The following is a 13,375-nucleotide window of genomic DNA, read 5'->3' as shown; positions in this document are numbered from 1 at the left end:
ATTTCTGCACGATGCTAAAGTGAGGTCAGCTTTGCTGTTTGACCTGTCACAAACCTTGTTCGCCTTGTGCGAACAGCCTGTTTTGCGGCGGCCTTTGTGTAAGTGTGGCACTGCCTTGACGAAAATCAAGTATGAATATTTCCTCTTTTGATGACCTGCTGTCCGCTGCACGGCAGCAGCCCGAGCCGCAGCGTCTGCTTTTCGTTTTCGCCTCGGCCGAACTGCCGGAAGACAGCACGCCCGAGCAGTCGGCCAGATTTGAGGCGGGTCAAGGTGGTGCGCTGGTGCCGTTGATGTGCGTGGACAAGACACCGGAAGAAATTGTCTCGTTTACGGCACTGGCCGATGAGGCGCGTCAGTTCGGCCAGCCTTGGGCACTTGTTTTTGTCGCCGGCATGTCGGGCAGTGGCGGCCGTGCGCCCAGCAGCCAGGATGCCGATGCGCTGCTCCAGCGCATGGTGGAAGACGTCAAGCGCGGAGCGCTGGACAGCTACCTGCCTTTCGATGTACAAGGGTTTCCGGTGCGTTTGGGATAGGTCGCCGCTTGTCGCACGTGGCCGATGGCGTGCGAGCCGAGTGACGGTGCCGCATGAATGGATGGCGCCCAGTGGCCTCTGAACGCGGGCGGCAGTGTGACGTTGACCAATACCCGCACTGTTTGTTGCACGCCAAGAGTGCTCTATCCCAAGGGCGGTGACTGATTTTCGGCTGAGCCGATCCGAAGTCTGGTGGCTGGGCTGGTTGCCGTGATTGGACTTCAGTGCTCGCCGCGTGCTAGCCAGCTGCGCGCCCGTTTGTACAGGCCCCAACCCCACCACAGTCGCCCCGCCCAGGCCAGTGCCCGGCGGGGGCGCAAGACCGCCAGCAACAACAGGGCGCCCAACGGCCACTGCGGGTGGCTGCGTAGCCAGCGGGTGCCACTGACAGCCTGGTCGGCCAAGGCCAACGGTCCTTGCAGGGTTTGGGATTGATGCGCCAAGGTGACGCGCAGTTCGGCACTGCGGATCAGCAGTTGCTGCTTGCGTGCCACCAGCTCCGTCTCGCGTGAACGCATCGCACCCGACATGTCATTCCGCCTCATCCAGGCCGGCTCGTTCGCGGGCCAGTTCGGAGTGGTCACGAGCCAGTTCGGCCACGCTGCTGGTGAACAGACCGCCTGGGGCGCGCAGGCGCGCGCGTGCGATCTGCAATACCCAGTAGCCGCAACCAAGAAAGATCACGGTCAGGCCACCCAGGGCGAGCAACCGGTGGTGGTCCCACAGCAGGACCACGATCAGGCCACACAGGAACAGCAGCCCCATGCCCAGCAGCAACAGGGCCAGGCCGGCCCAGAGCACAGCATCGAACAGGCGAAGTTTTTCCTCTTCAACTTCGGTACTCAGCAGTTCCAGCCGGACACGCAGAGTCTCCACCCCGGTCGCCAGCAACTGGCGCACCGAGGAAAAAAGCCCTCCGTCAGGGTTCGTCATGAGGTCAGCGACGGCCGATCAGCAGGCCGATCACCAGACCGATGCCGGCAGCGACACCAACCGATTTCCAGGGGTTCTCATGCACGAATTCATCGGCGGCATGGCCGGCCGCCTTGACCTGGGCCACCGCTGCACCCTGCAGTTGCGCCAGTTCGGCGCGCGCCTGCTGCAGGCGACCCTGGATGCGGCCGCGCACTTCGGCGGCGTTGCCGCTGGCCTGGTCGGCCGTCACGCGCAGCAGTTCTTCCGCATCGGCAATCATGACGCGCAGATCGGCCATCAATTTATCTTTGTGGGCAGTGGTGAGTTGGGGCACGCTCGTTCTCCTTAAGTGACAGGGTGAGAATTCGAATCAAGCATAGCGCGTTCTCATACCACTTTCATGACGAAGATCAAGAAAGGGGTGCCGCCAGAAGCATGCCTCAGGCGTGCTGCAGGGCGCCTTGACGTGTCAACAGTCGTTCGACCAGGTCACGCACGCTTCGAATCTGCTCACCAAACGGCAGGGTGCCGACGCCGCGGAAAAACAGGCCTTTTTTCACATCACCACGCAGGGCGGCTGCCAGCTGATTGTCGATGCAGAACTGTCCCCAGCCCGGCAGACCGTCACGCAGGCCACACTGGGCCAGGCAGTCGAAGTATTTGGTGCAATGCGCCTTGTGGTGCACCACGGCCTGCAGCTTGCTTTCAATTTTCAGGTAGGCGCGCAGCCAAGGCGTGGCCACGGCGCGCGCCGGCAGGCCGGCAACGCTGGTGAATTCCAGCATGTCGTCTTCTTTGGCTTGTGCCAAGACGCGCTTGAACTCGGGGTGGGCATCGCCTTCTTCGGTCACGGCAAAGGGCGTGCCGAGCTGGACGGCCGCCGCGCCGAGCGACTGCAGGCGCGCAATGTCTTCGAAACTGCGAATGCCACCGGCGGCGATCAAGGGAATCTCTTTCTCAATGCCAGCGGACTTCAGGAATTCGATCGATTGCGGAATGACATTCTCGAAGTCAAAGCGCGGGTCGTTCAGGTCGGCGATCCTGGCCGCACCCAGATGACCGCCTGCCAGTCGAGGGTGCTCGATCACGATGGCGTCAGGCAGGCGCTTTTTGCGCTCCCATTTCTTGACGATCAACTGAACGCCGCGCGCATCGGACAAGATGGGAATCAGTGCGGCTTGCGGATGGTCCTGTGCCAGGTCGGGCAGGTCCAACGGCAGGCCGGCGCCCACCACCACGGCATCGATGCCGCTCTCCAGTGCACAACGTACCGTAGGGGCATATTCACTGACGGCGCGCATCACATTGATGGCCAACAGGCCGCGGCCCTGGGCCAGTTCGCGTGCCGCGCTGATTTCCCGCCGCAGGGCTTCTAGGTTGGCAGCGTCAATCAGGCGTTTTGTGTCTTCGCCGGCACCAAGGTGCCCGGTCTGTGCCATCAGATCAGGGTGATGGCGGCGCAGGTCCACCGATGACAAAGTCCCCACACCGCCCAGTGCGGCCACGCTGCCGGCCAACCGGTGGGCCGAGACCCCGATGCCCATACCACCTTGCACCACAGGCAGCAGCGTACGCCCCCCCAGGTTCAGGGCGCGCAGGCCGCTGCGTGCCAGCCAGGTGGCGCTTTCTGCAGAGATGGCGGGGGAGAAGGCGGAAGAAGCATGCATGTGGAGAGCAACCGCTGTGGGCGGCCATGGGTACGTGACAAAGCGCGTAGCTTAGGGACGTCCGGCCGCGCGTGTTTTGAGCGGGGTCAAGTTTTGCCGCATGAGCAGTCAGGCGTGGCGACTGGCTGCAGCTGGCGGTAGCTCTCATCGATTTCGTTGAACAGCGGACTGGACATCGTGTCCTCCGGCATGGCGTACGGGCCGGTACCGCTGTGCGAGGCGCTGGAAGCCGGCACGAACTCGCCGCTCTTGACGTCGAACACATGCACCTCCCCCTCTTCGATCACGTAATGCCAGCCATGCAGGGCCAGTTTGCCCTGTTCGACCCGTTCGCGCACCATGGGGTAACCCATCAGGCGTTCCAGCTGGAGGATGACGGCGCGCTGTTCGGTGCGGCGCAAGGCCTCGGGGGTGACCTGGACCGGCAACGCCGCTTCGCGGCCCAGCTCCAGCCAGGCCGTCAGATTGATGGCCTGGGCTGGGGCACCTTCGTAGAGTGCGCGAATGCCGCCGCAGTGGCTGTGGCCGCACACCACGATGTGCGAAACCTGCAGGTTGATGACCGCAAACTCGATGGCGGCGGCGGTGCCGTGAAAACCGGCAGAACCATCGTAGGGTGGCACGAAGGCACCGACATTGCGGACCAGAAACAGATCGCCTGGCCCGGTGCCTGTCAGCAGGTAGGGCACCAGCCGCGAGTCGGAACAGCCGATGAACAGGATGGTCGGATGCTGTCCTTGCGCCACCAGATCCTGAAACTGCTCCTGGATGCCTGGGAAGGTGTGATCGTGGAAACGGCGCAACCGATCCAGCAGTTCGTCAGGCATAAATTTTCAACTCAGATTTTCGCATGAGGCAGTCTAGCCGCGGAACGCCGTGGAACCGGCTCCGCCGGCCCACTGGCGTTGCCCCCTGCAAGGGGGGGGGCGTAGCGACACGAAGTGCGCGTAGCTTGGGGGTGTGCCACTTATTGCACCAAAGGCGTATCCGCACCGTCAAGGTCAATGCCTTCCACGTGGGCCTGTCCGGCCAGCAGACTCAGGAACTGGCGTAGCGCGGTTACGTAGGATTGCTGGCGAAGCGCCATGGCTACCGCGCCGCGCACGGTTTCAAAGGGCGGGTCTTCACCCGCCTCGCGCTCCAGTACCTCGACCACATGCAGGCCGAAGCGGCTGTGCACCAGGCGCGGCAGCACGCCGACTTCTGCGTGACCGAAGATTTCGCGTGCGAATTCGGGTGCACAGTCCTGCGCTGTCAGCCAACCCAGTGAGCCGCCTTCCTGCCCGCTCGGACAGTTGGACAGCTGGCGCGCCGCGTCGGCAAAGGGGTCGGCCTGGCCGTCGTGGCTGCGCACGTCCAGCAGGGCGCTTTCGGCGCGCAGACGCAATGCCTTGACATCAACGCCGGGTGTGACGGCAAACAGGATGTGGCGCACGTTGGCACGTTCGCCCACCCGGTAGCTGGCGGCATGAGCGACATGATGGCGGCGGCAGGCCTCGTCCGATGGCTCAGGGATCTGCAGGCTTTGCTCCAGCAGTTGTTCGATGGCGCTGCTCGCAGCCTCACTGGCAATGCCGTCAGTGCCGGCCACATCGTCTGCCGCCAGCAGGCCGCGGCTTTGGGCCGCCTGGCGCAGCAGTTCGGTGTAGGCCCGTTGACGCAGTTCGTCGACCGACAGCATCTGATCAGCGCTGTGCAGCGCCACGCCATTGATGCGGGCCACAACAAGATCTGTCACGGCAGTTGCACTGGTCTCAGCGCTGGCGCAACCGCAGGAAGGAGAGCAGGACGCGCTCATGGTGCACTCCTTCAGACGCCGGCGCCTGGGCGGCGCGGCATGTTGTGACCGGCTGGCAGGTTCAGACGGCGGCTGCGCACCACCTGGTAGGGCCGCACCAGATAGGCAACCGAGGCAAAACCACTCCAGACATGGACCAGCCGCGTGAACGGGAAGATCAGGAAGATGCTCATGCCGAGGAACATGTGGGCCCGGAAAACCCAACTGGCTTCCACCAGCAGTTCGGGGGCGCCGGCGCGGAAGGTGACGATGCGCTGTGCCCACTCGGCCAGCTTCATCATCATGCCGCCGTCCAGGTGCTGGGCCGACAGCGGGATGGTGGCCAGGCCGAGTGCGAACTGCAGCCACAACAAGATCAGCAAGACGATGTCGCTGGTTTTGGAGGTGGCGCGGATGCGCGGTTCGGCCAGACGGCGGTGCAGCAGCAGCGTGACACCCAAGAAGCCCAGCAGGCCGAACAGACCGCCTGAGATCATGGCCATCAACTGCTTGGCGCCAGCCGTCATGAAGGGCTCATAGACGAAGTGCGGCGTCAGCATGCCCACCGTGTGGCCGAAGAACAGGAACAGGATGCCCAGATGGAACAGATTGCTGCCCAGGCGCAGCTGGCCGGCCTTGAGCAACTGCGACGAGTCGCTTTTCCAGGTGTACTGGTCGCGGTCGAAGCGGATCAGACTGCCCAGCAGGAAGACCGTGAGGCAGATGTAGGGATAGATGCCGAAGACAAACTGGTTGAGGTAGCTCATGATCACACTCCTTGCACAACGTTGTGGCGTTGGGCTTCGTTTTTGACGATGCGAATCGGCTGGGGCTGGCCCGGCTTGGCCTGGCCTTCCGTGGAGCAGCCACCGAAGACGGCGGGCTCTTCCCAGCTCTGGTCCAGCGGTTCGTCCTCGGCCACCTTGACGGCCTGGGCCTTCTCGCCGGCAATTTCCAGCAGCGCGCCCAGCACGCTGGCGTAGGCGCTCTGGCGCTTCACCAGGGCACTGAAGATGGCGTTGAGAATGTGCGCCATCTCGCCGAGGAAGGCCCGGGCCTCTTTGGGCGGCTGCGTGGAGACGAACTCCAGCACCACCGGCAGGTAGTCCGGCAACTCGCCTTCGGCCAGGTAGAGGCCGGCTTGTTCGTAGGTCTTGGCCAGGTCAATCATGGCCGGCCCACGGTCGCGCGAGTCGCCGTGCACGTGCTCGAACAGATGCAGCGACGTGGCACGACCACGGTCGAACAGCTGAACATACTCTGCTTCCACCTCCAGCGGATCCTGTGCCGTCAAACTGCGCATCAGGGCATCCAGCTCGGCCAGACGAGGCGCACCCAGGGCGGCCTCACTGTGCAGCGCATCCCGCATTTCCGACAGGTGGCTGCGCAGCTCGGCGTCCGGATAGGACAACAGGCGCGCCAGCACCCGCAGGCTGAGTGTTGCGTTGGTCAGTGCCATGGTCAGACTCCTGCCTTGATGGGGATGGTGCGGCGTTTGGTGCCGCCGAACAGGCTGGTCTCGCTGGCGCCATCAGAGCAGCCGTTGCCGAACGAGAAACCGCAACCGCCGCGCATGTCAAAGGTGTTTTCGGCGTACTCGCGGTGTGTGCTCGGAATGACGAAGCGGTCCTCGTAGTTGGCAATCGCCATCACCTGGTACATGTCCTCCACCTCGGCCTGCGTCATCTGAACCTGCTGCAGCGCTGCGGTGTTGATGCGGCCTTCCACGTGCTTTTCACGCTGGTAGGCGCGCATGGCCAGCATGCGTTCCAGCGCGCGTTCCACCGGCAGGGTGTCGCCGGCGGTCAGCAGGTTGGCCAGGTACTTGACCGGGATGCGCAACTGCTTGACGTCCGGGATCTCACCGTTGATGCCGATCTGGCCCGCATTGGCGGCTGCCGTGATGGGCGAGAGCGGTGGCACATACCAGACCATGGGCAGGGTGCGGTACTCCGGGTGCAGCGGCAGCGCGATCTTCCAGTCCACGGCCATCTTGTAGACCGGGCTCTTGCGTGCGGCCTCCATCCAGGCATCCGGAATGCCGTCGATACGGGCCTGCTCGATCACCTTCGGATCGTTCGGGTCCAGGAAGATGTCCAACTGGGCCTGGTAGAGGTCGCGGTCATGTTCCACACTGGCGGCCTCAGCGATGCGGTCGGCGTCATAGAGCAGCACGCCCAGGTAGCGGATGCGGCCCACGCAGGTTTCCGAGCACACGGTCGGCTGGCCGGCTTCGATGCGCGGGTAGCAGAAGACGCACTTCTCGGCTTTGCCTGACTGCCAGTTGTAGTAGATCTTCTTGTAGGGGCAGCCGCTGACGCACATGCGCCAGCCGCGGCACTTGTCCTGGTCGATCAGCACGATGCCGTCTTCCTCACGCTTGTAGATCGAGCCCGAGGGGCACGATGCCACGCACGCCGGGTTCAGGCAGTGCTCGCACAGGCGCGGCAGGTACATCATGAAGGTGTTCTCGAACTGGCCGTAGATGTCCTTCTGCACGTCGTCGAAGTTCTTGTCCTTCGAGCGCTTGCTGAACTCGCCGCCCAGGATTTCCTCCCAGTTCGGGCCCCACTCGATCTTCTCCATGCGCTGGCCGGTGATCAGGCTGCGCGGCCGGGCAGTCGGTGCGGCCTTCATTTCCGGTGCTGACTGAAGATGGTCGTAGTCGAAGGTGAAGGGCTCGTAGTAGTCGTCGATCTGCGGCAGGTTGGGGTTGGCAAAGATGCGCATGAGCAGCTTCCACTTCGCCCCCTGACGCGGTTCGATCTGGCCATTGGTCTTGCGGACCCAGCCGCCATTCCATTTGTCCTGGTTTTCCCATTCCTTGGGGTAACCGATGCCGGGTTTGGTCTCGACGTTGTTGAACCAGGCGTATTCCATGCCGGAGCGGCTGGTCCAGACGTTCTTGCAGGTGACCGAACAGGTGTGGCAGCCGATGCACTTGTCCAGGTTGAGCACCATGCCGATTTGAGCGCGGATTTTCATGTTCGTTCTCCTAGTCTCAGGCGTGCGCGCCCGTGCTGGTGGTTGTGGCGGCGGTGCCATCCAGCCAGTCCACTTTGTTCATCTTGCGCACCACCACGAACTCGTCGCGGTTGGTGCCGATGGTGCCGTAGTAGTTGAAGCCGTAGCTGAACTGCGCGTAGCCGCCGATCATGTGCGTGGGCTTGAGCACGATGCGGGTCACCGAGTTGTGAATGCCGCCGCGTGCCCCGGTGATTTCCGATCCCGGGGTGTTGATGATTTTTTCCTGCGCGTGGTACATCAGGACCATGCCCGGGTTGACGCGCTGGCTCACCACCGCCCGCGCTGCAATGGCGCCGTTGATGTTGAACAGCTCGACCCAGTCGTTGTCCACAATGCCCGCTTTCTTGGCATCGTCTTCGCTCAGCCAGATCACCGGGCCACCGCGGTTGAGCGTGAGCATCAACAGGTTGTCCGTGTAGGTGGAGTGGATACCCCACTTCTGGTGCGGCGTGATGAAGTTCAGCAGGATCTCGGTGTTGCCGTTGGACTTCACGCCATGGATGCCGGCCGTGGTCTTCAGGTCCACCGGCGGGCGGTAGCTGGTGAAGTTCTCACCGAAAGCCGTCATCCATGGGTGATCCATATAGAACTGCTGGCGGCCGGTCAGGGTGCGCCATGGGATCAGCTCATGCACGTTGGTGTAGCCGGCGTTGTAGGACACCGTTTCGCTCTCGATGCCGCTCCAGGTCGGTGAGGAGATGATCTTGCGCGGCTGGGCCTGGATGTCGCGGAAACGGATCTTCTCGTCTTCGCGGTACAGGGCCAGGTGCACGTGATCGCGCCCCGTTTGTTTGCTGAGCGCTTCCCAAGCCTTCACGGCAACATGGCCGTTGGTCTCGGGGGCCAGTTGCAACACCACTTCGCAGGCGTCGATGTCGGTCTCGATTTTCGGCATGCCACAGGTCACGCCTTCGGCCCTCACCACGCCATTGAGTTCGCCGAGCTGCTTGACCTCGGTCTGGGTGTTCCAGGCAATGCCCTTGCCGCCGTTGCCCACCTTGTTCATCAGCGGCCCCAGGGCAGTGAAGCGTTTGTAGAGATTGGGGTAGTCGCGCTCGACCACCATCATGTTGGGCGCGGTCTTGCCCGGGATGAGGTCGGTCTCGCCCTTCTTCCAGTCCTGCACACCGAAAGGCTGGGCCAATTCGGCCGGTGAGTCGTGCATCAGCGGCGACAGCACCATTTCGCGTTCCACGCCGAGGTGGCCGACGCACAGTTCGCTGAACTTCTTGGCGAACCCCTTGTAGATCTCCCAGTCGCTCTTCGATTGCCAGGCCGGGTCCACCGCGGTGCTCAGGGGGTGGATGAAGGGGTGCATGTCACTGGTGTTGAGGTCGTTCTTCTCGTACCAGGTGGCCGTTGGCAGCACGATGTCCGAGTACAGGCAGGTGGTGCTCATGCGGAAGTCCAGCGTGACCAGCAGGTCCAGCTTGCCTTCCGGCGCCTGGTCATGCCACACCACCTCGGTCGGTTTGGCATCGTCTTTGCCGAGGTCCTTGCCCTGCACGCCGTGGCTGGTGCCCAGCAGGTGCTTGAGGAAGTATTCGTGACCCTTGCCGCTGGAGCCCAGGATGTTGGAGCGCCAGACGAACATGTTGCGCGGCCAGTTGGCCGGGTGGTCCGGGTCCTCGCAGCTCATTTTCAGAGAACCGTCCTTCAGGCCCTTGACGGTGTAGTCTTTCGGGTCCATGCCGGCCGCCACGGCGTCCTTCACCACCTGCATCGGGTTGGTCTGCAGTTGCGGGGCGGAGGGCAGCCAGCCCATGCGCTCGGCGCGCACGTTGTAGTCGATCATGCTGCCGCCGTACAGCTTCTTGTCGGCCAGGGGCGAGAGCACCTCTTCCATACCGAGTTTCTCGTAACGCCACTGGTCGGTATGGGCGTAGAAGAAACTGGTGGAGTTCATCTGGCGCGGCGGACGGATCCAGTCCAGCGCGAAGGCCAGTGCGGTCCAGCCGGTCTGCGGGCGCAGCTTTTCCTGACCCACGTAGTGAGCCCAGCCGCCACCGCTTTGCCCGATACAGCCGCACATCATCAGCATGTTGATGACTCCGCGGTAGTTCATGTCGCTGTGGTACCAGTGGTTCATGGCCGCGCCGATGATGACCATGGACTTGCCCTTGGTCTTGTCGGCGTTGTCGGCGAACTGGCGTGCCACGGTGATGAGCTGTTGGCGCGGCACGCCGGTGATCTTCTCCTGCCAGGCCGGGGTGTAGGGTGTGTCATCGTCAAAGCTGCTGGCAGCCAGCTCGCCGGCGATGCCGCGGGCCACACCGTAGTTGGCGGCTTGCAGGTCGAACACGGTGGCCACCAGGGCTTCGCGCTTCTCGCCTTCCTTGCCCAGCGCAATGCGCTGGACCGGCACCGTGCGCACCAGCACGTTGCTGCTGGCCGCACCCGTGGTGTTGTTCGGAAAGTGCTCGGATTCAATGCCGCCGAAATAGGGGAAGCCCACTTTGGCGGTCTCGCTGCTGGGGCTGTCGCCTTCCAGCACCGAGAGTTTGAGCTTCACATCACCACCGTGACGCGCTTCCTTGGATTCCAGATTCCACTGGCCGGCATCGGCACGGCCATCCGGGCCCCAGCGGAAGCCGATGGCACCGTTGGGCAGTACCACCTTGCCGTCTTCGTTGAAGGCCACGGTTTTCCACTCGGGGTTGTTGGCCTGGCCGAGCTTGCCGTTGAAGTCGCTGGCCCGCACATAACGATCCGGAACCAGAATGGTCTCGCCGTTCGGTGCCTTCTGCTCCTTGAGCATCACCAGCATGGGCAGGTCGGTGTAACGCCGTGCGTAGTCATCGAAGTAGGCGCTGCGCTTGTCGAAGTAGAACTCCTTCAGGATCACATGGCCCATGGCCATGGCCAAGGCCGCATCCGTGCCCTGCTTGGGGTGCATCCAGATGTCGGCCAGTTTGGAGATTTCGGCGTAGTCGGGCGTGATGGCAACGGTCTTGGCACCCTTGTAGCGCACCTCGGTGAAGAAGTGGGCGTCGGGCGTGCGTGTCTGCGGCACGTTGGAGCCCCAGGCGATGATGTAGGTGGAGTTGTACCAGTCGGCCGATTCGGGCACGTCGGTCTGCTCACCCCAGATCTGCGGACTGGCGGGGGGCAGGTCGCAGTACCAGTCGTAGAAGCTCATGCAGACGCCGCCCAGCAGCGACAGGTAGCGCGAGCCGGCGGCGTAGGACACCATGGACATGGCCGGAATCGGCGAGAAGCCGATCACGCGGTCCGGGCCGTGTTTCTTGACGGTGTAGATGTTGGCGGCAGCCACCATCTCGTTGACCTCGTCCCAGCTGGAGCGCACGAAACCACCGAGGCCACGCACGCTCTGGTATTCCTTGCGCTTGGCATTGCTGTCGGCAATCGAGGCCCAGGCATCCACCGGATCATGCGAGAGGCGTGCCTCACGCCAGAGCTTGAGCAGGCGACCGCGCACCATCGGGTACTTGACGCGGTTGGCGCTGTACAGGTACCAGCTGTAACTGGCGCCGCGGGCGCAGCCGCGCGGCTCGTGGTTGGGCATGTCCCAGCGGGTGCGCGGGTAGTCGGTCTGCTGGGTTTCCCAGGTGACGATGCCGCCCTTGACGTAGATCTTCCACGAGCAGGAGCCCGTGCAGTTCACGCCGTGGGTGGAGCGCACGATCTTGTCGTGTGCCCAGCGGTCGCGGTAGGCGTCTTCCCAGGTGCGGTCTTCACCCGTGGTGATGCCGTGGTCGTTCGAGAACGATTCCTTCGGCTGCGAGAAGTAGCTCAGTCGGTCGAGAAAGTGACTCATGTTGGTCTCCGGTCAATCAGGTTCGGTGCGTTCAGGGGTTCTTCACGTAGGCGTTCTTGCGCAGGTAGAACCACCAGTTCAGGATCAGGCACAGGGCGTAGAACACCGCGAAGCCGTACATTGCGTATTGCGGCGTGCCGGCCTTGATCTGGTCGCCGATCACGATGGGCGCGACAAAGGCGCCGTAGGCAGCGATGGCCGAGGTCCAGCCCAGCACGGGGCCAGCCTGGGTGCGGTCGAAGATGACGCCGATGGTGCGGAAGGTCGAGCCGTTGCCGATGCCGCTGGCGAAGAACAGCACGATGAACAGGCCCAGGAACATGGGGAAGTACTGCTCTGGTGTGGCTGAACCGTAGGCTTGCATCATCACGTAGCCCACGGCGACCGAGGCCAACACCATCACGGCCGAGATGATCTGGGTGACGATGGAGCCGCCAACCTTGTCGGAGATCCAGCCGCCGATGGGACGCACGGCCGCGCCGACGAAGGGGCCGATCCAGGCATAGGCCAGCACGGTCGGCGCGTTCGGGTTGTTGGCATGAACCCATGCATTGGTGGCCGGGTTGAACACGTGGGTGCTGCCGAAAATCACCTTCATTGCCAGCGGCAGTGCCATCGAGAAGCCGATGAAGGAACCGAAGGTCACGATGTACAGCGCCGTCAAAGACCAGGTGTGCTTGTCCTTGAAAATCGCGAACTGCTTGGCAACGTTCTCCTTCATCGGGCCGAAGGCGGCGAGCTTCATGATCAGCAGCGCGCTGACCACGTCCAGGGGAATCGCCACCCACATGCTGATCAGGCCCAGGCCCGTGGGCTTGGGCAGGTACAGATAAAGGCCGAGTATCGAGGGGATGAAGGCCAGCGTATACAGCCAGGTGATCTTGGCGAAGGCCACGATCGGGTTGCCGCTGTCAGGCGTGACCGTCTTCAGGTTGTTCATGCCGAACCAGCACAGGATGGACAGCGGTACCAGCGACAGCACCCAGGCAAAACCGGCATTCTGGATCCAAGTGGATGTGCCAGCGGCAATCTTGCCGAAGATCCACCCGCTGTCCTTTGCCAGCGTCATGGGTTCGCCGCCGAGGGCGCCTAGCAGCGGCACGGTCATCACCAGCGGGATAACGATCTGCATGGTGGTCACGCCGAAGTTGCCCAAGCCGGCGTTCAGGCCCAGCGCAGTTCCCTGCAGACGCTTGGGAAAAAAGGTGCTGATGTTGGACATGCTGGAGGCAAAGTTGCCGCCGCCCACGCCACACCACAGCGCCATCAACTGGAAGGCCCACAGCGGCCACTCGGGATGTTGCAGCACAATGCCGGTGCCGATGGCCGGCGCCAGCAGCATGGCCGTGGTCAGGAAAATGGTGTTGCGACCACCTGCCAAGCGGATGAGGAAGGAGGCCGGAATGCGCATGGTGGCCCCGGCAATGCCGGCAATGGCGGTCAGCGTGAAGAGTTCGGCCTGGGTGAAGGGGAAACCCAGGTTGAGCATCTGCACGGTGATGATGCCCCACATGCCCCAGACCGCGAAACCACACAGCAGGGCGGGAATCGAGATCCACAGGTTGCGGTAGGCGACCTTCTTGCCGGTGTTTTCCCAGAACTGTTCGTCTTCTGGCCGCCAGTCGGTGATGGTGGCGCCACTGTCCTGGACAGCTTTGCTAGTCGTATTCATATT

At 63.1% G+C, this 13,375-nt stretch carries 12 protein-coding genes; 1 reads left to right on the top strand and 11 read right to left on the bottom strand.

Annotated features, from left to right (window positions below; all coding sequences use genetic code 11):
- Positions 1-131 precede the first annotated feature (131 nt).
- The gene (locus CDE01S_RS03215; RefSeq protein ID WP_066703640.1) at positions 132-536 is read left to right on the top strand and encodes a ribonucleotide reductase subunit alpha; all 405 of its coding nucleotides are present in this window, start codon (positions 132-134) and stop codon (positions 534-536) included.
- A gap of 221 nt (positions 537-757) precedes the next feature.
- On the opposite strand, the gene CDE01S_RS03210 is transcribed toward CDE01S_RS03215, so the two are convergent.
- The 11 genes from CDE01S_RS03210 to CDE01S_RS03160 all read right to left on the bottom strand — a co-directional run bounded on the left by CDE01S_RS03210 (position 758) and on the right by CDE01S_RS03160 (position 13,372).
- Positions 758-1,066 (bottom strand): YqjK-like family protein, encoded by a 309-nt coding sequence (locus tag CDE01S_RS03210; protein WP_066703638.1) that lies wholly within the window; start codon positions 1,064-1,066, stop codon positions 758-760.
- A 1-nt stretch (position 1,067) separates the two neighbouring features.
- Complete coding sequence (locus CDE01S_RS03205; protein ID WP_084382668.1) at positions 1,068-1,469, bottom strand: phage holin family protein; 402 nt, start codon at positions 1,467-1,469, stop codon at positions 1,068-1,070.
- Between the two features lie 4 nt (positions 1,470-1,473).
- Positions 1,474-1,785, bottom strand: a complete 312-nt coding sequence (locus CDE01S_RS03200; RefSeq protein ID WP_218016495.1) for an ElaB/YgaM/YqjD family protein — start codon at positions 1,783-1,785, stop codon at positions 1,474-1,476.
- 106 nt (positions 1,786-1,891) lie between these two features.
- Complete coding sequence (locus CDE01S_RS03195; RefSeq protein WP_066703631.1) at positions 1,892-3,118, bottom strand: NAD(P)H-dependent flavin oxidoreductase; 1,227 nt, start codon at positions 3,116-3,118, stop codon at positions 1,892-1,894.
- Positions 3,119-3,204: 86 nt separating this feature from the next.
- Entirely contained in the window at positions 3,205-3,945 is a 741-nt protein-coding gene (locus CDE01S_RS03190; RefSeq protein ID WP_066703628.1) for a carbonic anhydrase, read from the bottom strand.
- A gap of 140 nt (positions 3,946-4,085) precedes the next feature.
- Complete coding sequence (locus tag CDE01S_RS03185) at positions 4,086-4,916, bottom strand: peptidylprolyl isomerase (RefSeq protein WP_066703625.1); 831 nt, start codon at positions 4,914-4,916, stop codon at positions 4,086-4,088.
- 11 nt (positions 4,917-4,927) lie between these two features.
- Positions 4,928-5,662, bottom strand: coding sequence for a respiratory nitrate reductase subunit gamma (narI, locus tag CDE01S_RS03180; RefSeq protein ID WP_218016494.1), 735 nt, complete (start codon positions 5,660-5,662; stop codon positions 4,928-4,930).
- Positions 5,663-5,664: 2 nt separating this feature from the next.
- Complete coding sequence (narJ, locus tag CDE01S_RS03175) at positions 5,665-6,354, bottom strand: nitrate reductase molybdenum cofactor assembly chaperone (protein WP_066703622.1); 690 nt, start codon at positions 6,352-6,354, stop codon at positions 5,665-5,667.
- Positions 6,355-6,356: 2 nt separating this feature from the next.
- Positions 6,357-7,880 carry a nitrate reductase subunit beta gene (narH, locus tag CDE01S_RS03170; RefSeq protein WP_066703620.1) on the bottom strand — a complete coding sequence of 508 codons (1,524 nt, stop codon included), beginning with the start codon at positions 7,878-7,880 and terminating at the stop codon, positions 6,357-6,359.
- A gap of 16 nt (positions 7,881-7,896) precedes the next feature.
- The gene (locus CDE01S_RS03165; protein WP_066703617.1) at positions 7,897-11,700 is read right to left on the bottom strand and encodes a nitrate reductase subunit alpha; all 3,804 of its coding nucleotides are present in this window, start codon (positions 11,698-11,700) and stop codon (positions 7,897-7,899) included.
- Positions 11,701-11,731: 31 nt separating this feature from the next.
- Positions 11,732-13,372, bottom strand: a complete 1,641-nt coding sequence (locus CDE01S_RS03160) for an MFS transporter (protein ID WP_066703615.1) — start codon at positions 13,370-13,372, stop codon at positions 11,732-11,734.
- Positions 13,373-13,375 lie beyond the last annotated feature (3 nt).

The sequence above is a fragment of the Curvibacter delicatus NBRC 14919 genome, assembly GCF_001592265.1.
Classification (GTDB): Bacteria; Pseudomonadota; Gammaproteobacteria; order Burkholderiales; family Burkholderiaceae_C; genus Hylemonella; species Hylemonella delicata.
This window is presented reverse-complemented; position numbering and strand designations above follow the sequence as displayed.

Coding starts and splice junctions, on each gene's coding strand:
- CDE01S_RS03215 (WP_066703640.1), top strand. CDS start 132: ATGAATATTTCCTCTTTTGATGACCTGCTGTCCGCTGCACGGCAGCAG.
- CDE01S_RS03210 (WP_066703638.1), bottom strand. CDS start 1,066: ATGTCGGGTGCGATGCGTTCACGCGAGACGGAGCTGGTGGCACGCAAG.
- CDE01S_RS03205 (WP_084382668.1), bottom strand. CDS start 1,469: ATGACGAACCCTGACGGAGGGCTTTTTTCCTCGGTGCGCCAGTTGCTG.
- CDE01S_RS03195 (WP_066703631.1), bottom strand. CDS start 3,118: ATGCATGCTTCTTCCGCCTTCTCCCCCGCCATCTCTGCAGAAAGCGCC.
- CDE01S_RS03190 (WP_066703628.1), bottom strand. CDS start 3,945: ATGCCTGACGAACTGCTGGATCGGTTGCGCCGTTTCCACGATCACACC.
- CDE01S_RS03185 (WP_066703625.1), bottom strand. CDS start 4,916: ATGAGCGCGTCCTGCTCTCCTTCCTGCGGTTGCGCCAGCGCTGAGACC.
- narI (WP_218016494.1), bottom strand. CDS start 5,662: ATGAGCTACCTCAACCAGTTTGTCTTCGGCATCTATCCCTACATCTGC.
- narJ (WP_066703622.1), bottom strand. CDS start 6,354: ATGGCACTGACCAACGCAACACTCAGCCTGCGGGTGCTGGCGCGCCTG.
- narH (WP_066703620.1), bottom strand. CDS start 7,880: ATGAAAATCCGCGCTCAAATCGGCATGGTGCTCAACCTGGACAAGTGC.
- CDE01S_RS03165 (WP_066703617.1), bottom strand. CDS start 11,700: ATGAGTCACTTTCTCGACCGACTGAGCTACTTCTCGCAGCCGAAGGAA.
- CDE01S_RS03160 (WP_066703615.1), bottom strand. CDS start 13,372: ATGAATACGACTAGCAAAGCTGTCCAGGACAGTGGCGCCACCATCACC.